This window comes from Roseateles sp. So40a, assembly GCF_048081605.1.
GTDB lineage: Bacteria > Pseudomonadota > Gammaproteobacteria > Burkholderiales > Burkholderiaceae_C > Roseateles.
On sequence record NZ_CP182288.1, the window covers coordinates 520,321 to 545,297 of the forward strand.

Here is a 24,977-nt window from a genome sequence, read left to right on the forward strand (position 1 = left end):
TCGGCGCGATGCCCTACGAGGGCGACCTGCGCTGCGGCCTGATCGCCATCGTTGGCCGGCCCAATGTCGGCAAGTCCACGCTGCTGAACGCGCTGGTGGGCCAGAAGGTGTCGATCACCTCGAAGAAGGCGCAGACCACGCGTCACCGCATCACCGGCGTGCGCACCGTCGACGAGGCGCAATTCGTCTTCGTCGACACCCCGGGCTTCCAGACCAAGCACAGCACCGCGCTGAACCGCAACCTGAACCGGACGGTGCAGGGCGTGCTGGCGGACGTGGACCTGGTGCTGTTCGTCGTGGAAGCCGGCCGATTCGGGCTGGATGACGCGAAGGTGCTGTCGCTGCTGCCGCAGAACAAGCCGGTGGTGCTGGTCGCCAACAAGCTGGATGCGGTCACCCGGCGCGCCGAGATGATGCCCTGGCTCAAGAGCATGCAGGAGCGTCGCAACTTCACCGAGTTCGTACCGCTGTCGGCCAAGAAGGACTCGGACGTGCAGCGTCTGTTCCAGATCCTGAAGCCCTACCTCCCGAGCCAGGAATGGTTCTACGAGGAGGACGCGCTGACCGACCGCAGCGAGAAGTTCATGGCCGCGGAGATGATCCGCGAGAAGCTCTTCCGCCTGACCGGCGATGAACTGCCGTACGAGGCGACGGTGATCATCGATCGCTGGGAAGAGGAAGGCAATCTGCGCCGCATCGCCGCGACCATCGTCGTGGAACGCGACGCGCAGAAGGGCATGATCATCGGCCAGGGCGGCGAGCGCCTGAAGCGCATCGGCTCCGAGACCCGCCAGGAACTCGAGCGGCTGTGGGACGCGCGCGTGTTCCTGGAACTGTGGGTCAAGGTGCGCTCGGGTTGGGCGGATTCGGAAGAACACCTGCGCAGCTACGGCTACGAATGATCGACGCGCGGAGTCGTCCGATGGCCACCCGCGCCGCCAGGGCGTCCACCAAAGCGCCCTCGAAGCCGCCCGCCACGCAGGCGGCTTTTGTTTTGCACCATTACGACTGGAGCGAGACCAGCCTGGTGCTGGACCTGTTCAGCCGCGAGCATGGCCGGCTGGCCATCGTGGCCAAGGGCGCGAAGCGGCCGTATTCCCAGTTCAGATCGGTGCTGCTGCCGTTCCTGCGGCTGCAGGTAACGCTGTCCAAGCCCTCGAGGATGAACGAGGACGGCGCGGCCGAGGTGCAGTCGCTGCGCGGCGCGGAATGGGTGGGCGGTCAGACGCTGCCCAGCGGCGCGGCGCTGTTCAGCGGGTATTACGTCAACGAGCTGCTGTTGAAGTTCCTCCCGCGGCAGGACCCGCAGCCCGAGCTCTTCGATGCCTACGCGGCGCTGCTGCCGAGGCTGGGGTCGGTGGAGGACGCCCAGGCGGCCTTGCGCGCGTTTGAGCTGAAGCTGCTGGCCACCTGCGGCCTGCTGCCCGATCTCAGTGTGCTGGCCACGACGCAGGCGCCGCTCGATCCGGAGCGCGCCTATGTGCTGGCGCCCGAATCCGGCGTGATCGCGCCGGCAGCCGACACGCCGCAGCTCACCGGCATGGCCTTCATCCAGATCCAGGCCGCGTTGCTGCATGGCAGCCCGGCCGCGCTGCAACAGGCCTGCGAGCAGGCCGGTCCGGCCCTGAAGCCGATGTTGCGCGCGCTGCTTCACTATCATCTCGGCCATCGTCCCCTGCGGACGCGGCAGGTCCTGCTCGACGTCCAGAAGCTGCTCACATGAATCCGCTGATCGCTCCCGAATCCGGCCGCCATGACGCGCGTTGCGCGCTCTCGGTCAACGTCAACAAGGTCGCGCTGCTGCGCAACACGCGGCATCTGGGCATTCCCAGCGTGACGCGCGCGGCGCAGCTGTGCCTGGAGGCCGGCGCGCAGGGCATCACGGTGCATCCGCGGCCCGACGAGCGCCACATCCGCGCGGGCGACGTGCGCGAGCTCGCCGCGCTGATGAAGGCGTGGCCGCAGGCGGAATACAACATCGAAGGCAATCCGACGCAGAACCTGATGGACTTCATCCGGGAGGTGCGTCCGCATCAGGCGACGTTCGTGCCGGACAGCGAGGACCAGTTCACCTCGGACCATGGCTGGAACCTGCCGGCGGATGCCGAGCGGCTGCGGCCGATGATCGCCGAGTGCAAGTCGCTGGGCGTGCGGGTGAGCCTGTTCATGGATCCCTTGCCCGAGGCGATGGCGCACGTGGCCGCGCTGGGCGCGGAGCGCATCGAGCTCTACACCGAGACCTGGGCGAGCGCCTTCGGCACGCCGCGCGAGGCCGAGGTGGTGGCGGGATTCGCGGCGGCCGCGCGCGCGGCGCTGGCGCAGGGGCTGGGCATCAATGCCGGGCACGACCTGAACCGCGACAACCTGACGCGCTTCCTGCGCGAGGTGCCGGGCGTGGCGGAGGTGTCGATCGGCCATGCGCTGATCGCGGATGCGTTGGAGCTCGGTTACGCCGAGACGGTGCGGGACTACCAGCGCTGCATCCAGCGCGCGTACGTCTGATTGCACTTGCGCACGAGAACGCCACGAAGCGGGCACAAGACGCGCACCGGGCGCGCATGAAAGGGTCGCGATGATCTACGGCATCGGCACGGACGTCTGCGACATCCGGCGCATCCGCATGACCTTCGAGCGGCGCGGTGAGCGCTTCGCGGAGAAGGTCCTGGGGCCGCACGAGATGGAGGTCTTCCGCGAGCGGTACGCGAAGGTCCCGGCGCGCGGCATCGCGTACCTGGCGACGCGTTTCTCGGCGAAGGAGGCCTTCTCCAAGGCGATCGGCATGGGCATGCGCATGCCGATGACGTGGCGGGCCTGCGAGATCGTGAAGGCACGCAGCGGCAAACCGGAGATCCGGCTGCACGACGGATTGGCCGAATGGTTTGAATCGAAGGGCCTGCGGGCCCATGTGACCGTCAGCGACGAGACTGACTACGCGACCGCCTTCGTGGTCGTGGAAACCAAGGATTGAGAGAGACAAGCCCATGACCGAGACCTTGCATGCGCCGGTGATCCTGGACATCGCCGGCACGACCTTGAGCGCCGACGACCGACGCCGGCTGGCGCATCCGCTGACGGGCGGGATGATCCTGTTCGCGCGGCATTTCGAGCATCGTGCGCAGCTCACGGCGCTGTGCGCGGAGGCGAAGTCGCTGCGCCCGGACCTGCTGATCGCGGTGGATCAGGAAGGCGGCCGCGTGCAGCGCTTCCGCACCGATGGCTTCACGGCGCTGCCGGCGATGCGCACGCTCGGCGAGTTGTGGATGGAGGATGCGATGCGCGCGGTGCAGGCCGCGACGGCGACGGGTCTGGTGCTCGCGCTGGAGCTGCGCGCCTGCGGCGTGGACATGAGCCTCGCGCCGGTGCTGGACCTGGATCATCAGGACGACACGCGGCAGTCGGTGAGTCCGGTGATCGGCTCGCGCAGCTTCCACCAGGATCCGCGCGTGGTGAGCCTGCTGGCGCAGAGCCTGATGCAGGGCCTGGCGCTGGCGGGCATGGGCAGCTGCGGCAAGCACTTCCCGGGGCATGGTTTCGTCAGCGTGGATTCGCACGTGGGCGTGCCGGTGGACACGCGGTCGCTGAAGGCGATCCTGGCGGAGGACGTGCGGCCGTTCGAGTGGCTGAGCCTCAGCCTGTCGGCGGTGATGCCGGCGCACGTGATCTATCGCAAGGTGGACAGCCGTCCGGCGGGATTCAGCCGGCGCTGGCTGCAGGACATCCTGCGCGACCGTCTGGGCTTCGCGGGCGCGGTGTTCAGCGACGACCTGGGCATGGCCGCGGCGCGCGTGATCGAGGGTCGTCCTGTGGGGTACACCGAGGCGGCGCTGGCGGCGCTGGACGCGGGTTGCGACCTGGTGCTGCTGTGCAACCAGAGCACCGAGGACAACGGCCGCGCGATCGACGAGTTGCTGGACGGATTGACGGTGGCGGCATCGACGGGCGCGTGGACGCCGGCGATCGACAGCGAGGCGCGGCGGGCCGCGCTGGTGCCGCAATCGGCGCCGCTCACCTGGGATGAGCTGATGCTCGCGCCGCGGTACCTGGAGGCGCTGGCGCGCTTGCCGTGAGGCGCGTCGTCGAGATCAGCGGCAGCTGACCGAACGGAGGGTCATCATCGCGCCCCGGTCCTTGCGCATGATCGCCATGCATTGGGTGTAGCCGGCGAGAGGTCGTGTGAGGACGAGCCGGGTCCCGGTGTAGCTGCAGATCGCGAGCGGCCGATCCAGCGTGGAGACGTTCCAGATGAGCGTCTCGGTGACACCGCCCTTGGCGTCGCGCTGGGTTTTCAGGTCGTCGTAGATCGCGCCCTGGTGCTCCTCGATCGGGCCCTGATTGACGCGGAATCCGCCGAGGTCGTGCTTGGCCTGAGGCGTTTCGCGCGCGACCGTGAATCCTTCAGGTGTGTCCGCGGCTTCCTGTTTCGTGGACGCCCATTCGGCGGGACAGCTGAAAGGCGCGGGAGCCGCGCAGGCCTGAAGGCCCGTGAGGGTCAGGATGGCGGCAAGAGCGGACTTCGACAAGGGCATGGTCACCACTGCATGGTTGCGTACGCAGCACCGCGGAGGAGCTTCTGCTCGCGCCGCGGTGTCTAAGGTTGTAGGCGGGGGCGACTTGAGGCTCACCGCAGCCGTTCGATGATCTTGCTCGTTTCGTTGCCTTCGATCCGGCCGTCGGGGAAGTGGCGCGAGTAATCGAAGAGCTCGCGCTGGGACACGGTCACCTGCTGCCCCGCGTGCAGCGAGGGGATGTTGGCGGGTTCGTTCTTCAGCAATCCAGTGATCACGTCGCCGGACCACGCGCTGACTTCCACCCACATCCATTCGGTGCCACCGTTGGCCAGCCTGAATGGCGCCTTGACCAGGATGTACTCGCCGGGCCGCAAGCCGCGATTGAAGGCTTCGCGCAGGGCGGGCAGCTTGGCTTTGGCTGCTTTGCTCGCAGCCGCCAGGGTCGCGTCTCCATCGCGGATCCATGCCACCTTGCCTTCGGTCGAGCCGAACAGACCGGCCAGCAGCGAGTCCTGACGTGAGCCCTCGTCCTTGCCTGCGGCGCGGTCGAAACGCAGCGCCAGCAACCGGTTCTGCGGATCACCTTGCTCCATCGGTGTCGTGACCACGAGCAATGCGGCCTTGCCAGAGCCCTTGGGTGAGGCCTGCTCCAGCAGCCGTTGGCGCAGGCGGTCATGGCGGATGGCGCGGAAATCGAGCTCGAAGCGGCCTTGCGCGCCCGAGGGCGCGCCTTCGACCAAGCCTTGCAGGAAAGCATTCAGCAGCCAGCCCATGCGATCGGTGGACGACCACGGGAAGCGAGCGATGACCACGTCCGGCAGACCGAACTTGCCCATGCCCAGTGAGATGGAGCGCACCAACTGGCCGTCGCCCTGATACGCGTGGATGATGGTCTGCTGGGATACATCGGGGAGATCCCCCTGCCAGCTTTCGAGGCGACGCTTGTGCCATTCGTCGACGGTGAAAATCTCGCGGGTTTCCTCGTCCCAGAGGAGTCCGCCCGTGTCTCGCGCGACCTGTTCCGCGATCACGAGCGAGGCGCGGTAGGCGGACATCGATGCCTTGGCCGGATGGCCGAAGTCGAGGATCAGCGCCTGACGCGCTCGCTGCAGGCCTTCCGCCTGCGCAGTGGTGAGACCTCGGCCGAAGTAGTGGACCTGGCTCGGCCGCGGTGGTGCGTACTCCTGCTGAGCCTTGAGATTGAGAGTGGCCGCGATCATGGCCCTCTTCGGCGGTATCGAGATTCGGGCGACCAGTTTGGGCGGCGCTGTCATCCGGCTCAGTCGCGCGCGCAGCGCGTCGATAGGCGGCTTGGCTGGCGCATCCGGGTAGTAGATGGCAAATTGATAGCGGATTGCTGCGTCCTGCAGTCGGCCCGCAGCAGCGGGCTGGTCCGGCGCCGCCGCCAAAGGCATGGCGAGTGCGCCGAACGTGATGAGCGCCATGAGTCGCAGTGCCGCCTGTACGCCTCGTCGGCTGGCGATCTTCATGCGTCGGAACATGTGGTTTTCTCCCTGTCGGGGCGGAGTCTATGCCGACGAGGCGGGTGTGCGACCCGGGAACATCGATCAGTGCGCACCTCCCTCGACCCTGACGACGAATGGACCCCGATGCCTTTGGGCAATGTCGTCTCGCTCAACGTGAGGTGATCGGCAAGCTCCTTGCCAGGCGCACCATCATCGTCCCCGTGACCCCATTGGGCCCGCGCTCCGCCTCGAGGTAGCCGTTGCGGCCATAGAGCGCGATCAGCGGGGTGTTGGTCGAGGAGGTCCAGGTGCAGGCCATCTGGAGGCCTTGAGCGCGGAACCAGTCCTCGGCGCGCGCGAGCAACCGTTGCGCGGCGCCGAGCCGGCGAGCCTCCGGCGTGACATAGGTCGTGGAGATGAGCCCGAAGGGCAGGGCGCCGTCGGGCGCCTCTCGTCGATAGATCGTGTGGCCGATGACCCCGCCGTCGTCATCGGTGATCACGACGACTTCCGCCGCGCGGCCATCGAGATGCCAACGCACGCGGTCGCGCAGCCAGTCCATCGAGTACATCCCACCACCGGCCGCTTCACCCTCGACCTCCACGAGCGTCGCGCGCATGCGTTGCGCGACCAGGTCGATGTCGGCGGTGTCGAGTGGGGTCAGGACGCGCAGGTGCATGGCGGGCTCGGTGAAGGCTGGCGTCGCGATCCCGCTCACGTCGCGAAGATCCCGTCCGTCGACGCGAAGCCCTTGATCTCGATCGGGTTGCCCGACGGGTCCAGGAAGAACATCGTCGCCTGCTCGCCGGGCTGGCCCGCGAAGCGGATGCTGGGCTTGAGCACGAACGCGACCCCCTGCGACTCCAGCCGGTCCGCCAACGCGCGCCAGTCCGCCATCCGCAGGATCACGCCCAGGTGCGGCATCGGCACCAGGTGATCGCCGACCTTGCCCGTGTTGCCTGTCGCGAAGGGCTCGCCCAGGTGCAGCGAGATCTGATGACCGAAGAAGTCGAAATCGACCCAGGTGTCCGTGCTGCGCCCCTCCTCGCAGCCGAGCACGCCGCCGTAGAAGGCGCGCGCCTGGTCGAGGTCGCGCACGTGATAGGCCAGGTGGAACAGCGATCGCATGGGCACTCCCGCGGAACTCGCGCGTCATGCGCGCGAAGGGTGATCGATCGCGCGATCCTAGCCGCGAAGGCCGGCCCGGTAACATCGGCGCTTCCTGTGTCGTGCGCTGAGGAGATCGCGGTGGATGTGACCGGCTGGTTGGGGTTTGTCAGCGTGGCGCTGTTCGTCACCTTCACGCCGGGCCCCGCGGTCCTGATGGCGATCTCCAACTCGCTCAGCGTCGGACCGCGCCGCGCGATGGTCGGCTCGCTGGGCAACGCGATCGGGCTGCTCGCGGTGTCCGCGGCCACCACGGCCGGACTCGGCGTCCTGCTGAGCACCTCCGCCCGCGCCTTCCTCATCGTCAAGCTGCTGGGCGCCTGCTACCTCGTGTGGCTGGGCATCAAGCAGTGGCGTCAGGGCGAGCGCATGTCGGCGATGCCCGATGGCGACGCGGCCTCCGCCGAGACGGCCGGCCTGACGCGCCGTGCGCTGTTCCTGCGCGGCGTGATGGTCGCGCTGACGAATCCGAAGGCGATCCTGTTCTTCACTGCGCTGTTCCCGCAGTTCATGAACCACCCCGAGACCGCGATGCGCGACTTCGTCGTGCTGACGGTGACCTTCTCGGCGTGCGCGGTGCTGGCGCACGGCTTCTACGTCGTGCTGGCGCGCGCGCTGCGCCGCGGGCTGGCCTCGCCACGCCGCGTGATGCTGATGAACCGGACCTTCGGCGCGTGTTTCGTCGCGCTCGGCGTCAGCCTGATCGGCTGGCGCGGCCGGACGCAGTGAAGTCCTTCCCAGACTTCGCCGCGCCATGACCCTCCCAGCCCGCTTCCTCGACTACCTCCACCGCTACGAATCCAAGGACCTCGACGGCATCGCCGCGATGCTGTCGCCGGACGTGGCCCTGCGCGACTGGCATCTCTCCGTGCGCGGCCGCGAGGCGGTGATCGCCGAGACGCGCAAGAACTTCGAATCGGCGAGCTCGCTGCGCATCGAGGTGCTCACCGTCCTCGAGCGCGAGCGCTCCGTCGCCGGCGAGCTGCGCATCCTCGTCAACGGCGACATCGAGCTCTTCGTCGTCGATGTGCTGGACTTCGACGACGAGGGCCGCATCACCGCCATCCGCGCCTACCTCGGCCGAGGCGACTGAGCCGGCTCGCTTCACTCGTCGGCGCCAAGCCGCACGACAAGCGCCGCGGCGCTCGCCACCGTGGCCAGGCCCGTCACGCCCAGCCAGCCCCAGTGCGACAGCAGCAGGCTGCCCAGCGCCGCGCCGGTCGCCATGCCGATGAACATGCCGGTGAAAAGCAGCGCATTGAGCCGGCTGCGCGCGGCCGGGTCCAGGCTGTAGACGATCGTCTGGTGCGCGACCAGCGCCGCCTGCACGCCGAAGTCGAAGACGATCGCCAGCACCACCAGCACGACGATCGCGGCGCTGCGGTCCAGCCAGGCCGTCACCGACATCGCCGCGAAGGACAGCGTCACCAGCAGCGCGCCCAGGCGCGTCACCACGCCCGGCCCGCGTTGATCGGCGATCCGGCCCGCCAGCGGCGCGGCCAGCGCGCCCGCCGCGCCCGCCAGGCCGAAGGCGCCCGACACCGCGCTGCCCAGGCCGAAGCGCTCATGCAGCATCACCGCCAGCGTCGACCAGAACGCGCTGAACGCCACCGCCAGCAGGGCCTGCGCGATGGCGGCCCGACGCAGCGTCGGCCACGCCCGCCACAAGCCGCCCAGCGAGCGCAGCAGCGCGCCATACGTCGTGCGCATGACCGGCGGCGAGGCCGGCAGCCAGCGCCAGCTCGCCAGGCCCGCCACCGTCAGCGCGAGCGCCGCCAGCGCGTAGACCCAGCGCCATCCCAGCACGTCCGCGATCACCCCGCTCATCACGCGCGACAGCAGGATGCCCAACAGCAGCCCGGTCATGACCTGACCGACGATGCGGCCGCGATGCTCGGCGGGGCTCAGCGCGGCGGCCATCGGCACGACGTCCTGCGCCAGCGTGGCCGTCAGGCCCAGCAAGGCGCTCGCCACCAGGAAGGGCGCGAAGCCCGGCGCGAAGCCGCTCATCAGCAGCGTCGCGATCAACAGCACGAACTTGGTCAGGATCACGCGGCGCCGATCGAAGCGGTCGCCCAGCGGGGTCAGCAGCAGGATGCCCGCCGCGTAGCCGAGCTGCGTGAGCATCGGCACCGCGCCGATACCACCCGTGGAGGCGTGCAGGTCCGCCGCCAGCGGCGCGAGGATCGGCTGGCTGTAGTACAGCGAGGCCGCACCCAGTCCGGCCGACGCGGCGAGCAGCACGATCAGCGGCGTCGAGGGGGTGGATGGCGTTGATGGTGTGGCGGGGGCCGCGTGGGTGCGGGACTCCGCGGTGAGGGGTATCGAGGTCATGGCATCTCCTGGGGAGAAGAACAGGTTGGCTCGCATTCTTGGGAAACGAGGTCCGTCGCGGAACCGGCCTCGATCGCACAGCATCCATACGCACGGCGTATAAAGCGACCCATGAACGACATGCTCCGGGACAGCGGCCAGGACCGCCTCGCGCTGCTGCAGACCTTCCTCCGCGTCGCGGAAGCGGGCAGCTTCTCCGCCGCCGCGCTGCAGCTCGACACCACGCAGCCCACGGTGAGCCGCCGTGTGCAGCAGCTCGAAACGCTGCTGGGCGCGCGCCTGGTCGAGCGCTCCACGCGCGGCCTGCGTCTGACCGAGGAGGGCGAGCGCTGCGCCGCGCAGGCGCAGGAGCTGCTCGATGGCTGGTCGTCGCTGGCCGAGGAACTCGAGGGCGGCGAGGAGCTTTCGGGCACCTTGCGCCTGCGGGTACCGCATGCATTCGGCCAGAGCCAGCTGATCGAGCCGCTGGCCGCGTTCCTGACGAAGCATCCCCGGGTGTCGGTCGAATGGATGCTGCAGGATCAGTTGCCTGATTTCAGCCGGGAGAACGTCGACTGCTCGTTGCTGGTCGGCGAGATCAGCCAGCCCAACCTGATCGCGACCCAGTTGGCCGAGGTGCCGCGCGTGCTGGTCGCGGCGCCGGCGCTCGTGAAGAAGCTGCCCAAGGGCCTGGACAAGCGCCCGCCCGAGGAGATCGCGACGCTGCTCGGCGCGATGCCGTGGCTGGCGCTGCTGGCCTTCTATCGCGACGGGGTGGATCTGCAGGGCTCGACCGGGGAAGGGCGCCTGCACATCGCGTTCCGGCCGCGCCTGGGCACGGACAGCCTGTTCGCGCTGATCGAGTCGGCGCGACGCGGCCTGGGTCTGGCGCTGGTCTCGCAATGGGCGGTGATGGACGACATCGCCGAGGGCCGTCTGGTGCGGCTGCTGCCGGCGTGGTGCGCGGCGCCGTTGCCGATCTCGCTGGTCTACCCGTCGAGGCGTCTGCAGCCCGCGCGGCTGCGCGCCTTCCTGCAGGTCATGCGCGAGGTCATCCCGACGATGCGCGGCATGCGCGAGGTGCGACGGAGATAAGCGTCAGCACGCCTACTGGTTCAAGTCGAAACGCGCGTTTCGCTCTCAAAAGAGGTCAGTGTCTCGGCGAACCGATCGGCATAGATTTCCGTCCTCGTTGTCTCCATAGAGAAAGAGAGGACTTCCATGCAAATGAAGATGTTCCTCGCGCTGCAGCGCGCGGGGGTTCCTGAAAGTGATGCCCGTGAGGCGGCAGAGGCCGTGCAGGACGACATCCGGACCCGGTTCAAGGAGGAGGCCATGACCAAGGCCGACTTCCAGGAAATCAAGGCGGATATCCGCAGCCTTCGCGATGAGGTCAAGACCGAAGTCCGAGTCCTGCGTGAGGAGGTCAAGACTGAGGTCAGCGTGCTGCGCGGCGAGATCCAGCATACAAGGAGCGACCTGGCCGCCCTGGTGGAGCGCCGCATCGGCGAGTCCATCAGCTGGACGATGGCCGCTGTCGGCGGCGGCGTCGGTCTGCTCGGGATGCTGATGGCCTGGACGAAGATCGCGCCGTGAGCTACTCCAGCGCTGCCCACTCACCGTGCGCTGCCTCGCGGCTGCAGCGCACGACGAGCGCCGATCAGCCCTTGGTCGCCGGCTTGGCCGGTGAGGCCGGTGCCTTCTTCGCCGCCGGCAGAGCCTTGCCGATGCCGACCATGTCCATCTCCATGTCCATGCGCATCTTCTGACCCGGCTGCGGTTCGAGGTCCATGCCCATGCGCATCGTCATCGTGTTGCGCAGCGTCAGTCGATCGGACAGGCGCAAGTCCATCTTCCCCGCGCCCGTCATCGTGGCCTTGGTCTCCGCCAGGGCGGCGGCCGCCGCCGCGGCGTCAGCGCTCGACGCCTCGCTGGCCGTGGACGACGGCGCGGTGATGTTCATGTCCATGCGGACGTTGATGTCGAAGGACGCCACGCCCTTGTTGACGCTCACCAGCGTGTACTTGGCGAGCAGGCGCCCGTTGAAGCCTCGCGGGCCGGTCGGCAGCGCCAGGTCCAGCGGCATTTCCACGGATTCGCCGACCTTCATCGGGACGCCGTTGAACTTGGTCAGCCAGTCGAAAGCCTGCTTGTACAGCTGCTCCCGCGCCTCCTTGGACATGACCTGCGCTTCCTCGGGCGAGAGCTCCCCGGTCCTGATGGCGGTGGACTCGATCTGATCGTCCTTGATCGTCGCCGTCATCGAGACGGTCGGCGCCTTGGGCACCGTCTGCGGTTGACCGGCCGCGTTGCGCATCTCCGACTTCAGCGTGACCGCCTCGGCGTCCAGCTGGTACGCGCCGTCCTTGTCCAGCGCGGTGGTCGTCAGCGTCTGGCGCATGACCGTCGTCATCCGCAGCGGCATCAGCTTCTGCAGCTCCGCGGCACCCGCACGCATCTGCTCGCTGGCGTCCGCCGGCAGCTGCAGCGTCATCGTCAGGCGCGAGTTCATCGTCGTGTCGATCTGCTGGCGCGAGGCCGGCAGCGGCACCATGTTGAGCTTGATCTGCTCGGTCGTGCCGGCCGCCGTGGCCGGGGCGGCCGGCGCTGCCGGTGCGGCCACCGTCACGCCGGTGTGCAGCGCCAGCGCGAGTGCCAGGAGCCCCAGGCGCGGCAGATGGATTCGTTTCATTCTTCTACTCCCTCCAAGGTCGATGGGGCCTCAGCCCCGATAGTTGTCCTGCATGCGGTAGCCGCGCGCGTAGAGCGCGAACAGCAGCGCCGCCACCAGCGCGAAGCCGGCGAAGAAGAACATCTGGAAGGCCGTGACGCTCGTGCCGGTGGACTGGATGTAGGCCGTCACCGTCGCGCCCTTGACGCTCGAGTTGGCCAGCAGCACCCACAGGTTGCCGATCGTCACCGACAGGTTCCAGAAGCTCGTGATCACGCCCTTCATCGCCAGCGGCGCCTGACTGTAGGCGAACTCCAGGCCCGTCGCCGACACCAGCACCTCGCCCAGCGTGAGCAGCGCGTAGGGCAGCACCTGCCAGGTGATGTCCACCGCATGACCGCCGTCGATCCACAGCTGCAGCCCGCCCACAACGATCCAGGCCAGGCCCGCGAACGCGATGCCCGCGCCCATGCGGCGCAGCGCCGTGACCTTCAGGCCCATCCGGCTGAGCAGCGGATACAGCACCAGGTTGTTGAACGGGATCAGGATCATGACCAGCGCCGGGTTCAGCGCCTGCATCATCGAGGACTTGAACCACTCGGGCTTGGCCATCTGGTCGGCCTGCAGCACCCAGGTCGAGGCCTTCTGGTCGAACAGGGACCAGAACGGCGTGACGAGCGCGAACAGCACCAGCAGGCGCAGCACGGTGCGCACGCCCTCGACGGCCTCGTCGGGATGCACGGCGCGGGCGCGCTCCAGCTGCATCCACGCGCCGACGCCGCCGAAGCCCATCACGAGCACGAGCGCCGAGCAGAACGCGACGACGAAGCCCAGGTTGGGCGTGAGCGCCAGCGCGCCGATCGCCAGCACGACGCCCAGCGCGGCGACGATCAGGCCGCCGCGGCCCTGGCCGGGCGCGGCGCTGAGCAGCGCGGTGCGCACGACCTTGAGGAAGCCATGCGGGTCCTTGTGCGAGGTGCCGGCCGGCACGTGCGTGTACTTGCGGCGGCCGCTCCAGAAGATGACGGTGGCCAGGAACATCAGCGCGCCGGGAATGCCGAAGGCGACGCTGGCGCCGAACTTGTCCAGGAAGATCGGCATCAGCAGCGACGCGAAGAACGAGCCGAAGTTGATGATCCAGTAGAAGGCGTCGAAGACCTTCTGCGCGAGCGTGCGGTTGCTCTTGTCGAACTGGTCGCCGATGAAGGAGCTCACGAGCGGCTTGATGCCGCCCGAGCCCAGCGCGATGAGGAACAGGCCGAAGTAGAAGCCTCGCAGGTTGTTCTCGAAGATCGCGAGGCAGGCGTGGCCGGCGCAGTAGACCAGGCTGAGCCAGAAGATGGTGTTGTACTTGCCGAAGAAGCGGTCCGACAGCCAGCCGCCGAGCAGCGGGAAGAAGTAGACGCCGATGACGAAGGTGTGGAAGACCTCCTTGGCCTCGCCCTTGCGCAGCGGTTCCGGGATGGCCAGCAGCAGGCTGGTCATCAGGAAGACCGTGAGGATGTTGCGCATGCCGTAGAAGCTGAAGCGCTCGCAACCCTCGTTGGCGATGATGTACGGGATCTGGGGCGGCATCTTGGGCGAGGTCGCCGCGCCCGCCGCGCTGCCCGGCTGGGCGGCGATGGTGGAGGTGTTCAAGGTCTGTCTCCGTCAGGTCGGGCGCTCGTGACGCCCCAAAAGGAAAGCCGCCGGGCGAGCGCCGCGGCGGCTAGGGGCGGCGGACGCTGGTGGGCGTCCGTCGCGATCTCAATGGATCAACCGGTCTTCAAGCCTCGAAGGGGAGCTTGAACTGGCTCAGATCCTTGCGGGTCTCGACCAGCACCAGCGGGCCTTCGTCGACGACGACGACCGGCGCGGGCTCGCGGCCCAGCGGCGCGGCGGCCGGCTCGGCGGCGATCGCGGCTTGCGCGGCGGCGATCTTGTCGGCATCGCTGTTGACCCAGACCAGGCCGGCGCCATCGGCGACCGCGCTCAGCTCGGCCATCGGCAGCTCGAAGCGCGGCGCTGCCGGCGCAGCCACCGGGGCAGCGGCCACCGGAGCCGGCGCGGCGACCGGCGTCGGCGCGACAGCTTGCACCGGCGCCTGCTTGGGCTCATCGCCCAGGGCCAGCTGCTGAGGCGCGGCACCCGCGTCCAGCACGACGGCGTCCAGCGCGGCCACGGCCGGCGAGACGACTTCGCCTTCAGCGATCAGGCCGGCGCTTTCGCCACCTTCTCCGCCTTCCGCCGGAGCGCCTTCGCCTTCGCGACGGTCACGGCGGTAGCGATCGCGGCCGCGGCCACGACGGCGGCCTTCACCGCGCGCTTCGCCTTCGGCACCTTCAACGCCTTCAGCGGATTCCGCGCCGGCTTCGCCCTCGACCACCGGAGCGGCAGCCGATTCGGCGCCGTCGGCGAACGAGGTCTCACCCTGCGGCGCCTGGCCTTCGACCAGCGTGCCCTCGACCTGCTCGGCGCCCTCGGCACCGCGCTCACCGCGGTTGCCACGACGACGACGACGGCGGCCTTGACGCTCCTCACCCGATTCACCGGCCGGCGCATCCATCGGCGCGTCCAGCGGTTGCGTGTCGGCGAAGGCGATCGGCGACTCGGTGTTGGCGGCTTCGGTGCCGGCCAGCGGCGCGAGCTCCTGCGTCACGTCGGCCGGGCGCTCCTCGCGACGGCGGCGGCCTTCGCCGCGTTCGCCCCGATCACCGCGCTCGCCACGTTCCTGGCGCTCGCCGCGTTCCGCGCGATCACCGCGCTCGGCACGGTCCTGGCGCGGTGCGCCGTCGACCAGTTGCTCCGGCTTGTCGCCACGCTCGCCGCGACGGTTGCGGTCACCACCGCGCTCGCCACGTTCCGAACGTTCACCACGCTCGGCGCGATCACCACGCTCGGCGCGGTCGCCACGTTCCGGACGCTCGCCGCGGCCTTCCTGCTGCGGCTTGCCTTCGCCGCGCGGCTTGCCATCACGCGGCTTCTGCTCGCCACGGTCGCCACGTTCGGCGCGCTCACCACGCTCGCCGCGCTCGCCACGGCGGTTGCGATCACCGCCGCGGGCGTTGCGATCACGCTCGCCGCGTTCACCCCGCTCGCCACGTTCACCGCGCTCGCTGCGTTCCTTCTTGACGGGCTCGGCCGCCTTGGCAGCCGGTTCCGGCGCGGGTGCCGGAGCACCGCCGAACAGGCGCTTGAGCATGCCGAAGAAGCCACCACCCGCCGCGACCGGCGCCGGAGCGGCGACGGGCGCCGCCGGCGCCGCGGCCACCGGTTCCGCGGCCTTGGGCGCGGGGGCGGTCGGCATCGGGGCCGGCTGCTCGGGCATCAGGCCCTTGATGACGGGCTCCTGCTTGTTCTTCTTCTCGGCGCCGCGGCGGGTGATGCCCACCTCTTCCTGCGGCTCCTCGATCATCGTGTAGCTCGCCTGCAGGTTCTCCAGGCGCGGATCGTCGTGGCGCAGGCGCTCGAGCTTGTAGTTCGGCGTCTCCAGGTGCTTGTTGGGCACCAGCAGCACGGTCACGCGCTGCTTGAGCTCGATCTTGGTGATCTCGGTGCGCTTCTCGTTGAGCAGGAAGCTGGTCACTTCCACCGGCACCTGCACGTGCACGGCGGCGGTGTTGTCCTTCATGGACTCTTCCTGGACCATGCGCAGGATCTGCAGCGCGGAGGACTCCGTGTCGCGGATGTGGCCGGTGCCGTTGCAGCGCGGGCAGGTGATGTGGCTGCCTTCGCTCAGCGCCGGGCGCAGGCGTTGACGGCTCAGTTCCAGCAGGCCGAACTTGCTGATCGAGCTGAACTGCACGCGGGCGCGGTCCTGGCGCAGCGCGTCGCGCAGGCGTTGCTCGACCTCGCGGCGGTTCTTGGACTCCTCCATGTCGATGAAGTCCACGACGATCAGGCCGCCCAGGTCCCGCAGGCGCATCTGGCGCGCGATCTCGTCGGCGGCTTCCAGGTTGGTGCGGGTGGCGGTTTCCTCGATGTCGCCGCCACGGGTGGCGCGCGCCGAGTTCACGTCGACCGAGACCAGTGCCTCGGTGTGGTCGATGACGATGGCGCCGCCCGAGGGCAGGTTCACCGTGCGGCTGAAGGCCGTCTCGATCTGGTGCTCGATCTGGAAGCGGCTGAACAGCGGCGCGTCATCGCGATAACGCTTCACCTTGTGCGCCGTTTCCGGCATCACATGGCTCATGAACTGATGGGCCTGCTCGAAGATGTCGTCCGTGTCGATCAGGATCTCGCCGATGTCGGCGGTGAAGTAGTCGCGGATCGCGCGGATCACCAGCGACGACTCCTGATAGATCAGGAACGCACCCTTGCCGCCCTGGGCCGCCTCGTCGATGGCGGTCCACAGCTTGAGCATGTAGTTGAGGTCCCACTGCAGCTCGGCGGCGGAACGGCCGATGCCGGCGGTGCGGGCGATCAGGGACATGCCCTTCGGGTACTCGAGCTGGTCGAGCGCTTCCTTGAGCTCCTCGCGGTCCTCGCCCTCGATGCGGCGCGAGACGCCGCCACCGCGCGGGTTGTTGGGCATCAGCACCAGGTAGCGGCCGGCCAGCGACACGAACGTGGTCAGCGCCGCGCCCTTGTTGCCGCGCTCTTCCTTCTCGACCTGGACCAGCAGCTCCTGGCCCTCCTTGATCGCGTCCTGGATCTTGGCCGAGCGCACGTCGGCGCCGTCCTTGAAGTACTGGCGCGAGATTTCCTTGAAGGGCAGGAAGCCGTGGCGGTCCTCGCCGTAATCGACGAAGCAGGCCTCGAGCGACGGCTCGACGCGCGTCACGACCGCCTTGTAGATGTTGCCCTTGCGCTGCTCGCGGCCCTCGATCTCGGTCTCGAAGTCCAGCAGCTTCTGTCCATCGACGATGGCCAGGCGACGCTCTTCCTGCTGCGTCGCATTGATCAGCATGCGTTTCATCAGTTCTCCTCCACGCCAGCTTTTCCTGCTGGCGCGCATTCACGTGAACCGCTGCCGGAGAGTCTTCACCGGCGGGCGATTCGACCGATGCACGAGAAACGCGAAAGAACCAATGAAAGGATCGCCCTGGACTGCAATTGAACGGCCGGGCCGTTCAGCGCTGCAGCGTTGGCGCGTGCGCCGCGGGCCCCGGGTCGGCTGTTCCGGTCCGCATGCGCGCCGCTTGAGGCGCGACCCGACCACGGCCGGAGCCCGGCGTGTGGACGAAGCCAACACGCGCTCGCAGGCGGCGGGGGGTGGGAGAGACCGAGGAAAACATCCGGAAACGGGGCCTGGGTGCTGACGTCAGCGCCTGGACTTTCGCCCCCTCGCTGACGTCGTGAAACCTTGTTGTGCTGCCCGCGCCGCCTGCCGACATCCAAGGATGCGGTCGACCGCGTGAGCAATGGTTCTGACGACGTTGCTCTGCCATCAGGACACCGTGACTGCCCGCTCGCTTTGGGAAGCGGGCCCGACGCCGTTGACCTGATGTTGCATCACCAAAAGTAATGAGCAGCCTACTCACAATGGCTGCTCAACGCCACGTTCTTGTCGAGCTCGAACGCTCACGCCCGAGTAAAATGAGAAAAATCAAATACTTACAACGCAAACGTGGCAAGCAGCATTATAGGGGCTAAAGCCCGCAAGGCCGCCCCAGGGACTGCCCGCAGTGCCACGAGGGGTCCGCGGCCCTCGGAAAAGGGGTCGGCGCCCTCTGCCAAGCCCCTTCCGCAAGCCGCCGCGCCCGCGCCCGTGACAGCGTCCGCGACAGCGCCTGAACCCGCGCCGGCCCAGGTCAGGCTGATCCCGGTGGACGAGGGCTCGGCGGGCCAGCGCCTGGACAACTTCCTGATCCGCGAGCTCAAGGGCGCGCCCAAGACGCTGGTCTACCGGATCATCCGGTCCGGCGAGGTGCGCATCAACAAGGGCCGCTGCGCCGCCGATTCGCGGCTGGAAGTGGGCGACATCGTGCGCGTGCCGCCGGTGCGCCTGGCCGAGAAACCGGCCGATCCCGCCATTCCCGCGCGCGAGTTCCCCGTCGTCTTCGAGGACGAGCACCTGATCGTCGTGAACAAGCCGGCCGGCGTGGCGGTGCACGGCGGCTCGGGCGTGAGCTTCGGCGTGATCGAGCAGCTGCGCCGTGCGCGTCCGCAGGCGAAGTTCCTGGAGCTGGTGCACCGGCTGGACAAGGAAACCTCCGGGCTGCTGATGATCGCCAAGAAGCGCAGCGCGCTGACGCATCTGCAGGACCAGCTCCGCGACCGCGAGACCGGCAAGACCTATGCGGCGCTGGTGGGCGGCACGTGGACGAAGTCCAGGAAGGTGATCGACGTGCCGCTGCTGAAATTCGTCGGCAGCGACGGCGAGCGCTGGGTGCGCGCGGTGCCCGACCCCAAGGACCCGCAGGCCGATCAGGCCAAGCGCTCCATCAGCCTGGTGCGGGTGGTGGAGGGCTTCCCCGGCTACAGCCTGCTGGACGTCACGATCAAGACCGGGCGCACGCACCAGATCCGCGTGCACCTCGCCCATGAGGGGCATGCGATCGTCGGCGATCCGAAGTACGGTGACTTCGAGGCCAACCGGGCGCTCGCGCGCGGCGCGCTGCGATTCGACCGGATGTTCCTGCACGCCCGCGCGCTGCGCGTCACCCACCCGGCCAGCGGCGAGACGCTGACCCTGGAGGCGCCGCTGCCGCCCGAGTGCGAGAAACTCCTGGCCGCGCTGCGCGGACCGGTGACCTGACCGGCCGCGCCCTGACGACCCTCATTCCCACGCCATGCCTCAACGCTTCGATCTGATCGTCTTCGACTGGGACGGCACGCTGTTCGACTCCACCGCGCTGATCGTGCGCTGCATGCAGGCCGCCGCCGCGGACCTGGGCCTGGAGCCGCCCTCGCGCGAGCGCGCCGCCTACGTCATCGGCATGGGCCTGATCGAGGCATTGCAGTACGCGCTGCCCGGCCTGGACCGCGAGCGTTATCCGGAACTCGGCCAGCGCTATCGGCATCACTACTTCGCCTCGGCGCATGAGGTCACGCTGTTCGACGGCGTGCCCGAGCTGCTGCGCGATCTCAAGGCCAGGCACCACTGGCTGGCCGTGGCGACCGGCAAGAGCCGCCGCGGGCTGGACGAGGCCTTGACGGCGGTGGGCATGACCACGCTGTTCGACGGCACCCGCACCGCCGACGAGACCGCCGGCAAGCCCAATCCGCAGATGCTGCTGGAGTTGATGCGCGAGTTCGGCGCGGAACCCGAGCGCACGCTGATGATCGGCGACACGACGCATGACCTGCAGCTGGCGCTCAACGCCGGATGCCCGGCGGTGGCGGTGACCTACGGCGCGCATGCGCACGAGTCGCTGCGCGGCTTCGACCCGCTGCTCGTCGCGCATGACGTGCCGACGCTGCGCGACTGGTTGCTGAACAACGCCTGACCCCGCCTGACCCCGCCTGACCCCGCCTGACCCCGCCTGACCACGCCTGACCCCCGCTGTTGCCGTTCCCGATGTCCGCCGAATCCGAATCCACTGCCGTGCCCCTGTGCCCCTCCGCCGAGCTGGAGGAGCGCGGCCGCGCCCACACGTTTGACGTGCTGCACTTCCGCCAGCCGGCCTCGGCCTTCGCGCTGCGTTTCGACGGGCAGGTCGTCGCCTACCTCAACCGCTGCGCGCATGTGCCCACGGAGATGGACTGGCAGGAGGGCGAGTTCCTGGACACCCGCAAGGAATACATCATCTGCAGCATCCACGGCGCCGTTTACCACCCGATGGACGGGCGCTGCGTCACGGGCATGTGCGGCCGTTTCGGGCTGACCAAGCTCGAGGTGCGCGAGCACGACGGACAGGTCTTCTGGTATCCCTCCCGCGACACGCGGCCAGCTTTCGAGGATTGAATGAGCCAACACGACGATCCCCACGCCGACGCGGGCCTGCCGCGTCCGATCCCCGATGCCACGCCGCATCCCGAGGACATGCTCAGAGCCGGCGCTGCGCCCGCGCCTGCTTCATCCACCGCGGCGGGCCCGGGCCGCTACGAGCACGTGCTGGAGCAGTTCGCGCACGACTATCTGCGCGACCGCCGCAGCGACCGGCGGTGGAAGACCTTCTTCCGGCTGATCTGGGTGACGCTGGTGGTGCTGCTGGTGTGGGCGATGGTGTCGCCCAAGCACCATGCCGGCGCGACGACCGGCCCGCACACGGCGCTGGTGGAGGTGCGCGGCGAGATCGCGTCCGACACCGAGGCGAGCGCGGAGCTGATCAACGCCGCGCTGAAGGCCGCGTTCGAGGATCCGGGCTCGCGCGCGGTGGTGCTGCGCATCAACTCGCCGGGGGGCAGTCCGGTGCAGGCGGGCATCGTCAACGATGAGCTCAAGCGGCTCAAGGCGCTGCACAACAAGCCGGTCTACGCGGTGGTCGAGGAGATCTGCGCGTCGGGGGCGTACTACATCGCCGCAGGCGCCGATGAGATCTACGTCGACAAGGCGTCGGTGGTGGGCTCGATCGGCGTGCTGATGGACGGATTCGGTTTCACCGAGGTGATGAAGAAGGTCGGCGTGGAGCGCCGCCTGATGACCGCGGGCGAGAACAAGGGAATGCTGGATCCGTTCTCGCCGGTCTCGCCCAAGCAGCAGGCCTACGCGCAGGCGATGCTGGACCAGATCCATCAGCAGTTCATCGCGGTGGTGCGCGAGGGTCGCGGCACGCGGCTGAAGGAAACGCCGGAGATGTTCTCGGGGCTGTTCTGGAACGGCGAGCAGGCGATCAAGCTGGGCCTGGCCGACGGCACGGGCAACCTGGACTTCGTCGCCCGCGAGGTGGTGAAGGCGGAGGACGTCGTCGACTACACGCCGCGCGACAACGTCGCCGAGCGCCTCGCCAAGCGCTTCGGCGCGTCCCTGGGCGAGGGCGCGGTCAAGGCCGCCCGCTCGACGATGACGATCCGCTGAGCCGAGGCGCTCCCGTGGATGCGGATGCGCAGCGCATGACCGCAAGCGTGGCGGCGCTGTCGCGCCGGCGGCTGCTCACGATCGCGATGGCGCAGGCGGGGCTGCTGTCCTCGCCGGCCGAGGCGCTTGCCGCGAATCCCAGGCAGCTGCGCATCGACAACGTCACCGGGCTGTACGCGGTCGAGGTTGCCCGCGTCGAGACCCCGAGGACCACGGCCGAGGTGTCGGCGCTCGTGCGGGCCTGGCCCGGCAAGGTCGGCATCGGCGGCGCGCGCTTCAGCATGGGCGGCCAGATCGCGGTGGCCGGCGGGCTGCACCTGGACATGCGGCAGATGGCGTCGGTGCTCTGGCTCAAGCCGAAGGAGCGCGTCGTCCGCGTGCAGGCCGGCCTGCGCTGGCGCGATCTGCAGGACCGGTTGGACCGGGAGGGCCTGGCCGTCAAGACGATGCAGAGCTTCGCCAACTTCAGCGTCGGCGGCTCGGTGTCGGTCAACGCGCATGGCCGGTATGTCGGGCATGGCCCGGTCGGCCGCACGGTGCGGGCGGTGCAACTGGTGCTGCACGACGGGCAGGTCGTCGAGGCGAGCCGCAGCCAGCGGCCCGAGCTCTTCCGCGCGGTGCTGGGCGGCTACGGCGCGCTGGGCGTGATCACGGAAGTCGAGCTCGATCTGGCCGAGAACGTGAAGATCGAGCGGATCGTCGAGCCCGTCGCGTTGACGGACTACGCCGCCCATTTCCGCCAGCGCGTGCTGGGAGATCCGCGCAGCGTGCTCCACAACGCGGACCTGCTGCCGCCGGCCTTCGACGCGCCGGTGTCGACCACGTGGCGCCGGGCGGATCCGGCCACACCGTTGACCGAGCGGGAACCGCTGGTGCCACGCGGCAAGCGCTACGCGCTGGAGCAGAACGTGATCTGGGCCGTCACCGAGATGCCGGGCGGTGCGCTGTCGCGCGCCTCGGTGCTGCAGCCGCTGATGAACGCGCGGCCGGCGGTGGTCTGGCTCAACCATGAAGCCAGCCTGGATGTCGCCGAACTGGAGCCGCGCACGCGGGCCATCTCCACGTACGCGCTGCAGGAGTACTTCGTGCCGGAGCGTCATTTCCTCGGCTTCGCGCGCGAGATGGCGCGGGTGCTCCGTCAGCACGAGGTCAATGCGCTCAATGTGTCCATCCGGCATTCACCGGCCGATCCGGATGCGCTGATGGCGTGGGCGAAGGAGGACGTGTTCTCCTTCGTCCTCTACTACAAGCAACGGACCTGGGCGCGCGCGAGCGCGCAGGTCGGCGTGTGGACGCGGGCGCTGATCGATGCGGTGCTGCGACACGAGGGTCGCTACTACCTGCCGTACCAGCCCCATGCGACGCGGGAGCAGTTCCAGCGCGCGTATCCCGAAGCGGCGGCGCTGCGGCGCCTGAAGGACGAGGTCGACCCGGGCTGGAAATTCTCGAACGAGCTCTGGCGCCAGTACCTCTGAGCTCCGGCGCGGACTTTCGCCGCGATCAGGTGCCCTTGCAGCTGGCAGGCAGGTACTTGGCTTCGATCGAGCCGGTGCAGGCCCAGGTCACCTGGTCGGTGGCCGTGCCGCTGCTGTTGTTCACCCGCGTGCCGGTCAGGACCACGGTGTTGCCGTTCACGCCGGTACCGATGTTCTGGGCCGTGGCGGTCAGCACGGCCGTCGCGCCGCCGGTGTAGGTCACGCTCGACACGTACTTGGTCGGATTCGACGTCAGGCCCAGCGTGGCCTCATCCGCCGGGAACGAACCCTTGACCGACAGCCATTCCTGGATCGCCGCCTTGGGCAGGCTGGCGATGCCCATGACCTCGGTGACCTTGGACTTCTTGATGTAGTCCGAGTAGGCCGGCAGGGCCACGGCGGCGAGGATGCCGATGATCGCCACGACGATCATCAGTTCGATCAGCGTGAAACCTTGTTGAACGCGCTTCATTGAGGATGTCCTGAGCAGCGGTGGAAAGAGAGAGACTGCGCCTTCTCACGCAGGGGCCGTGCCAACCCGCGGGCGGTCACGAATCGTGAGGAATGTCACAGGTTATCGGGCTTCCGGGCGTTCCGCACTCCCACCAAGTGACGACTTTTGTCAGTTCCCCCGCCCGGATTCGTCGCCCCTCTGCTAGACAATCCCCCGCTGACTCCGACCCCGCCCGACCCAGCCATCGCTCGGCAGGCCTGTTCCCGTTCCCCTGTCTGTCCAGGATTGACCATGAACATTGCCTTCCATGCCGGCGCGCTCGCGCTGCTGCCCCTGCTGCTGGTCGCCTGTGCGTCCTCGACGCCGCCCACGACCTCATCCGCACGGTCCGAGCCCACGTTCGTGCTGCTCGGCGAGCTGCACGACAACCCCGATCACCACCGCGCGCGCGCCGAGCAGCTGCGCCGGCTCATCGCGCAGGAGCCGAGAACCGCCGTGGTCTTCGAGCAGTTCTCGCGCGGTGAGGACGGCGCCGTCGCGCAGGCGCGCAAGACAACGCCCGGCGACGTGAACGCGGTCATCGATGCCGCGAAGTTCGATCGCAAGAGCTGGCGCTGGCCGCTGCATCAACCGCTCTTCGATGCCGCGCTGCAATCCGGCGCGGACGTCCGCGGCGGCAACCTCGATCGCGATCAGATCCGGAAGATCGTCCGCGAGGGCGACGCCGCCTGGCCCGCGGACCTGCTCGCGCTGCGCGCGCGCACGCCGTGGAGCGACACGCAGCAGGGCACGCTGCGCCAGGACATCCAGGACGGTCATTGCGGCGCGATGCCCGAGGCGATGCTGCCCGGCATGGTGCAGGCCCAGCGAGCGCGTGACGCCGCGATGGCGCAGGCGATGCTGGCCGCCCGCGAGGCGGGCGCGAAACGCGTCGTGCTGATCGCGGGCAACGGCCATGTGCGGCGCGATGTCGCGGTGCCGGTCTACCTGCAGGCGGCCGGCGTGCCGGCGTCGGACATCGACGCCGTCGCCTATCTGGAGCCCGGCAGCGCGACGCCCGCGGGCGGTTATGACCGCGTCGAGCGCGCCACGGCGCCGTCGCGCGAGGATCCCTGCGCGCAGTTCAAGAAGTAGGGCGGGGAAGCCGAGTCGGGAAGTCGGGTCGGGAAGTCGGGCCGGGAAGCAGGGCCGGCGATCAGGCCAGCACGACCTCGACGCCGCGCCGGCGCAGCTCGCCGACGATCGCCTCGTCGGCGTCCTTGTCGGTGATGAGCAGGTCGATCTGCTCGATCGGCGCGATCACCGACAGGTTGCGCTTCATCAGCTTGGACGCGTCCGCCACCGCGATCACCTGGCGCGCGATCTTCATCATCTGCGCGTTCAGCTGCGCTTCCAGCAGATGCGGCGTCATCACGCCGATCTCGGGATCCAGGCTGTCCACGCCGAGGAACAGCTTGTCCGCGTACAGGCTCTGCAGCGCGGTCACCGCCTGCGGGCCCGACAGCGAGTACGAATTGGGCCGCAGCAGCCCGCCCGGCATGATCACGTTCACGCCCGGCACCGTGGCCAGCAGCATCGCGATGTTCAGCGCATTGGTGATCACGTTGAGCGACTGCAGCCGCAGTCCGCGGATCTGCTTGGCGATCTCCTCGGTCGTCGAGCCCGAGTCCAGCATGATGGTCTCGCCGTCGCGGATCAGCTTGGCGGCCTCCACGGCGATGCGCACCTTCTGCTCGTGATGCAGCTTCTGCTTGACGCTGATGGGCACTTCCTCGGTGTCGCGATGGGCCAGCGCGCCGCCATGCGTGCGCAGCAGGGCGCCGGTGGCGGCCAGCGCGTTGAGGTCGCTGCGGATCGTCACCACCGAGATGCCGAAGCGCTCGGCGAGTTCCTCGACCGTCACCTTGCCCTGCGCCTGCACCTGCTCGCGGATCAGGCGCCGACGCTCGTCGATCAACAGCGAGGCGTCTTGCTTGTCGGCGGTGGGTGTTGTGGTGGTCATGGGAATCGGAAGCGATGAACTTTCGAATGATATCGATGTG

25 protein-coding genes are annotated in these 24,977 nt (G+C 68.7%); 15 read left to right on the forward strand and 10 right to left on the reverse strand.

Annotated elements, in window-relative coordinates:
- The first annotated feature begins 8 nt into the window (after positions 1 to 8).
- From era to nagZ, 5 genes are all read left to right on the forward strand, one after another.
- Positions 9 to 902, forward strand: a complete 894-nt coding sequence (gene era / locus ACNI65_RS02385) for a GTPase Era (protein WP_416763552.1) — start codon at positions 9 to 11, stop codon at positions 900 to 902.
- A 20-nt stretch (positions 903 to 922) separates the two neighbouring features.
- The gene (gene recO, locus ACNI65_RS02390) at positions 923 to 1,723 is read left to right on the forward strand and encodes a DNA repair protein RecO (protein WP_416760950.1); all 801 of its coding nucleotides are present in this window, start codon (positions 923 to 925) and stop codon (positions 1,721 to 1,723) included.
- Entirely contained in the window at positions 1,720 to 2,502 is a 783-nt protein-coding gene (locus tag ACNI65_RS02395; protein WP_416760952.1) for a pyridoxine 5'-phosphate synthase, read from the forward strand. Before recO ends, ACNI65_RS02395 begins: the two co-directional genes overlap by 4 nt.
- Before the next feature lie 70 nt (positions 2,503 to 2,572).
- The gene (gene acpS, locus ACNI65_RS02400) at positions 2,573 to 2,968 is read left to right on the forward strand and encodes a holo-ACP synthase (protein WP_416760953.1); all 396 of its coding nucleotides are present in this window, start codon (positions 2,573 to 2,575) and stop codon (positions 2,966 to 2,968) included.
- Positions 2,969 to 2,981: 13 nt separating this feature from the next.
- A complete protein-coding gene (nagZ, locus tag ACNI65_RS02405) occupies positions 2,982 to 4,067 on the forward strand; it encodes a beta-N-acetylhexosaminidase (protein ID WP_416760955.1) in 1,086 nt (361 codons plus the stop codon).
- Between the two features lie 15 nt (positions 4,068 to 4,082).
- Here the strand turns inward: nagZ and ACNI65_RS02410 are convergent, their stop codons facing one another.
- The 4 genes from ACNI65_RS02410 to ACNI65_RS02425 all read right to left on the reverse strand — a co-directional run bounded on the left by ACNI65_RS02410 (position 4,083) and on the right by ACNI65_RS02425 (position 7,102).
- Positions 4,083 to 4,526, reverse strand: a complete 444-nt coding sequence (locus tag ACNI65_RS02410) for an STY0301 family protein (RefSeq protein WP_416760956.1) — start codon at positions 4,524 to 4,526, stop codon at positions 4,083 to 4,085.
- 92 nt (positions 4,527 to 4,618) lie between these two features.
- Complete coding sequence (locus ACNI65_RS02415; protein ID WP_416760957.1) at positions 4,619 to 5,998, reverse strand: DUF2314 domain-containing protein; 1,380 nt, start codon at positions 5,996 to 5,998, stop codon at positions 4,619 to 4,621.
- A gap of 145 nt (positions 5,999 to 6,143) precedes the next feature.
- The gene (locus ACNI65_RS02420) at positions 6,144 to 6,653 is read right to left on the reverse strand and encodes a GNAT family N-acetyltransferase (protein WP_416760959.1); all 510 of its coding nucleotides are present in this window, start codon (positions 6,651 to 6,653) and stop codon (positions 6,144 to 6,146) included.
- A gap of 35 nt (positions 6,654 to 6,688) precedes the next feature.
- Positions 6,689 to 7,102 carry a VOC family protein gene (locus ACNI65_RS02425; protein WP_416760960.1) on the reverse strand — a complete coding sequence of 138 codons (414 nt, stop codon included), beginning with the start codon at positions 7,100 to 7,102 and terminating at the stop codon, positions 6,689 to 6,691.
- Between the two features lie 120 nt (positions 7,103 to 7,222).
- Here ACNI65_RS02425 and ACNI65_RS02430 point away from each other — a divergent pair, with 120 nt between their 5' ends.
- Positions 7,223 to 7,870 (forward strand): LysE family translocator, encoded by a 648-nt coding sequence (locus ACNI65_RS02430; RefSeq protein ID WP_416760962.1) that lies wholly within the window; start codon positions 7,223 to 7,225, stop codon positions 7,868 to 7,870.
- Between the two features lie 25 nt (positions 7,871 to 7,895).
- The gene (locus ACNI65_RS02435; RefSeq protein WP_416760963.1) at positions 7,896 to 8,234 is read left to right on the forward strand and encodes a nuclear transport factor 2 family protein; all 339 of its coding nucleotides are present in this window, start codon (positions 7,896 to 7,898) and stop codon (positions 8,232 to 8,234) included.
- Between the two features lie 11 nt (positions 8,235 to 8,245).
- Here ACNI65_RS02435 and ACNI65_RS02440 read toward each other — a convergent pair whose 3' ends face one another.
- A complete protein-coding gene (locus ACNI65_RS02440; RefSeq protein ID WP_416760965.1) occupies positions 8,246 to 9,475 on the reverse strand; it encodes an MFS transporter in 1,230 nt (409 codons plus the stop codon).
- Positions 9,476 to 9,586: 111 nt separating this feature from the next.
- Between ACNI65_RS02440 and ACNI65_RS02445 the strand changes: the two genes are divergently transcribed.
- Positions 9,587 to 10,549, forward strand: a complete 963-nt coding sequence (locus tag ACNI65_RS02445) for a LysR family transcriptional regulator (RefSeq protein WP_416760966.1) — start codon at positions 9,587 to 9,589, stop codon at positions 10,547 to 10,549.
- A 132-nt stretch (positions 10,550 to 10,681) separates the two neighbouring features.
- Complete coding sequence (locus ACNI65_RS02450) at positions 10,682 to 11,050, forward strand: hypothetical protein (protein ID WP_416760967.1); 369 nt, start codon at positions 10,682 to 10,684, stop codon at positions 11,048 to 11,050.
- Positions 11,051 to 11,114: 64 nt separating this feature from the next.
- On the opposite strand, the gene ACNI65_RS02455 is transcribed toward ACNI65_RS02450, so the two are convergent.
- The 3 genes from ACNI65_RS02455 to ACNI65_RS02465 all read right to left on the reverse strand — a co-directional run bounded on the left by ACNI65_RS02455 (position 11,115) and on the right by ACNI65_RS02465 (position 17,022).
- On the reverse strand, positions 11,115 to 12,146 hold the full coding sequence (locus ACNI65_RS02455; protein WP_416760968.1) for a hypothetical protein: 1,032 nt from the start codon (positions 12,144 to 12,146) through the stop codon (positions 11,115 to 11,117).
- Positions 12,147 to 12,176: 30 nt separating this feature from the next.
- The gene (locus ACNI65_RS02460) at positions 12,177 to 13,700 is read right to left on the reverse strand and encodes an oligopeptide:H+ symporter (RefSeq protein ID WP_416763553.1); all 1,524 of its coding nucleotides are present in this window, start codon (positions 13,698 to 13,700) and stop codon (positions 12,177 to 12,179) included.
- A gap of 190 nt (positions 13,701 to 13,890) precedes the next feature.
- On the reverse strand, positions 13,891 to 17,022 hold the full coding sequence (locus ACNI65_RS02465) for an Rne/Rng family ribonuclease (protein ID WP_416760969.1): 3,132 nt from the start codon (positions 17,020 to 17,022) through the stop codon (positions 13,891 to 13,893).
- Between the two features lie 792 nt (positions 17,023 to 17,814).
- On the opposite strand from ACNI65_RS02465, the gene ACNI65_RS02470 reads away from it, so the two are divergent.
- The 5 genes from ACNI65_RS02470 to ACNI65_RS02490 all read left to right on the forward strand — a co-directional run bounded on the left by ACNI65_RS02470 (position 17,815) and on the right by ACNI65_RS02490 (position 22,481).
- Positions 17,815 to 18,804 carry an RluA family pseudouridine synthase gene (locus ACNI65_RS02470; RefSeq protein WP_416760970.1) on the forward strand — a complete coding sequence of 330 codons (990 nt, stop codon included), beginning with the start codon at positions 17,815 to 17,817 and terminating at the stop codon, positions 18,802 to 18,804.
- A 34-nt stretch (positions 18,805 to 18,838) separates the two neighbouring features.
- Positions 18,839 to 19,495: an HAD family hydrolase gene (locus ACNI65_RS02475; RefSeq protein WP_416760971.1), complete on the forward strand. Its 657-nt coding sequence runs from the start codon at positions 18,839 to 18,841 to the stop codon at positions 19,493 to 19,495.
- A 71-nt stretch (positions 19,496 to 19,566) separates the two neighbouring features.
- Complete coding sequence (locus ACNI65_RS02480; RefSeq protein WP_416760972.1) at positions 19,567 to 19,953, forward strand: Rieske (2Fe-2S) protein; 387 nt, start codon at positions 19,567 to 19,569, stop codon at positions 19,951 to 19,953.
- Complete coding sequence (locus tag ACNI65_RS02485) at positions 19,954 to 21,006, forward strand: S49 family peptidase (RefSeq protein WP_416760973.1); 1,053 nt, start codon at positions 19,954 to 19,956, stop codon at positions 21,004 to 21,006.
- 35 nt (positions 21,007 to 21,041) lie between these two features.
- Positions 21,042 to 22,481: an FAD-binding oxidoreductase gene (locus ACNI65_RS02490; protein WP_416760974.1), complete on the forward strand. Its 1,440-nt coding sequence runs from the start codon at positions 21,042 to 21,044 to the stop codon at positions 22,479 to 22,481.
- Between the two features lie 25 nt (positions 22,482 to 22,506).
- Here ACNI65_RS02490 and ACNI65_RS02495 read toward each other — a convergent pair whose 3' ends face one another.
- Complete coding sequence (locus ACNI65_RS02495; protein ID WP_416760975.1) at positions 22,507 to 22,953, reverse strand: pilin; 447 nt, start codon at positions 22,951 to 22,953, stop codon at positions 22,507 to 22,509.
- A gap of 273 nt (positions 22,954 to 23,226) precedes the next feature.
- Here ACNI65_RS02495 and ACNI65_RS02500 point away from each other — a divergent pair, with 273 nt between their 5' ends.
- Positions 23,227 to 24,069, forward strand: coding sequence for a ChaN family lipoprotein (locus ACNI65_RS02500; protein WP_416760977.1), 843 nt, complete (start codon positions 23,227 to 23,229; stop codon positions 24,067 to 24,069).
- 61 nt (positions 24,070 to 24,130) lie between these two features.
- On the opposite strand, the gene ACNI65_RS02505 is transcribed toward ACNI65_RS02500, so the two are convergent.
- Positions 24,131 to 24,937 (reverse strand): DeoR/GlpR family DNA-binding transcription regulator, encoded by an 807-nt coding sequence (locus tag ACNI65_RS02505; protein ID WP_416760979.1) that lies wholly within the window; start codon positions 24,935 to 24,937, stop codon positions 24,131 to 24,133.
- Between the last annotated feature and the right edge of the window lie 40 nt (positions 24,938 to 24,977).

Bases quoted from the DNA above. Each gene is read 5' to 3' on its own strand.
- ACNI65_RS02420 (WP_416760959.1), bottom strand. From the start codon at position 6,653: ATGCACCTGCGCGTCCTGACCCCACTCGACACCGCCGACATCGACCTG.
- ACNI65_RS02505 (WP_416760979.1), bottom strand. From the start codon at position 24,937: ATGACCACCACAACACCCACCGCCGACAAGCAAGACGCCTCGCTGTTG.
- ACNI65_RS02415 (WP_416760957.1), bottom strand. From the start codon at position 5,998: ATGAAGATCGCCAGCCGACGAGGCGTACAGGCGGCACTGCGACTCATG.
- ACNI65_RS02410 (WP_416760956.1), bottom strand. From the start codon at position 4,526: ATGCCCTTGTCGAAGTCCGCTCTTGCCGCCATCCTGACCCTCACGGGC.
- ACNI65_RS02460 (WP_416763553.1), bottom strand. From the start codon at position 13,700: ATGCCGCCCCAGATCCCGTACATCATCGCCAACGAGGGTTGCGAGCGC.
- ACNI65_RS02450 (WP_416760967.1), top strand. From the start codon at position 10,682: ATGAAGATGTTCCTCGCGCTGCAGCGCGCGGGGGTTCCTGAAAGTGAT.
- ACNI65_RS02490 (WP_416760974.1), top strand. From the start codon at position 21,042: ATGACCGCAAGCGTGGCGGCGCTGTCGCGCCGGCGGCTGCTCACGATC.
- ACNI65_RS02455 (WP_416760968.1), bottom strand. From the start codon at position 12,146: ATGAAACGAATCCATCTGCCGCGCCTGGGGCTCCTGGCACTCGCGCTG.
- ACNI65_RS02485 (WP_416760973.1), top strand. From the start codon at position 19,954: ATGAGCCAACACGACGATCCCCACGCCGACGCGGGCCTGCCGCGTCCG.
- nagZ (WP_416760955.1), top strand. From the start codon at position 2,982: ATGACCGAGACCTTGCATGCGCCGGTGATCCTGGACATCGCCGGCACG.
- ACNI65_RS02445 (WP_416760966.1), top strand. From the start codon at position 9,587: ATGAACGACATGCTCCGGGACAGCGGCCAGGACCGCCTCGCGCTGCTG.
- ACNI65_RS02480 (WP_416760972.1), top strand. From the start codon at position 19,567: ATGTCCGCCGAATCCGAATCCACTGCCGTGCCCCTGTGCCCCTCCGCC.
- ACNI65_RS02395 (WP_416760952.1), top strand. From the start codon at position 1,720: ATGAATCCGCTGATCGCTCCCGAATCCGGCCGCCATGACGCGCGTTGC.
- ACNI65_RS02495 (WP_416760975.1), bottom strand. From the start codon at position 22,953: ATGAAGCGCGTTCAACAAGGTTTCACGCTGATCGAACTGATGATCGTC.
- ACNI65_RS02465 (WP_416760969.1), bottom strand. From the start codon at position 17,022: ATGAAACGCATGCTGATCAATGCGACGCAGCAGGAAGAGCGTCGCCTG.
- ACNI65_RS02475 (WP_416760971.1), top strand. From the start codon at position 18,839: ATGCCTCAACGCTTCGATCTGATCGTCTTCGACTGGGACGGCACGCTG.
- ACNI65_RS02435 (WP_416760963.1), top strand. From the start codon at position 7,896: ATGACCCTCCCAGCCCGCTTCCTCGACTACCTCCACCGCTACGAATCC.
- acpS (WP_416760953.1), top strand. From the start codon at position 2,573: ATGATCTACGGCATCGGCACGGACGTCTGCGACATCCGGCGCATCCGC.
- era (WP_416763552.1), top strand. From the start codon at position 9: ATGCCCTACGAGGGCGACCTGCGCTGCGGCCTGATCGCCATCGTTGGC.
- ACNI65_RS02500 (WP_416760977.1), top strand. From the start codon at position 23,227: ATGAACATTGCCTTCCATGCCGGCGCGCTCGCGCTGCTGCCCCTGCTG.
- recO (WP_416760950.1), top strand. From the start codon at position 923: ATGGCCACCCGCGCCGCCAGGGCGTCCACCAAAGCGCCCTCGAAGCCG.
- ACNI65_RS02425 (WP_416760960.1), bottom strand. From the start codon at position 7,102: ATGCGATCGCTGTTCCACCTGGCCTATCACGTGCGCGACCTCGACCAG.
- ACNI65_RS02440 (WP_416760965.1), bottom strand. From the start codon at position 9,475: ATGACCTCGATACCCCTCACCGCGGAGTCCCGCACCCACGCGGCCCCC.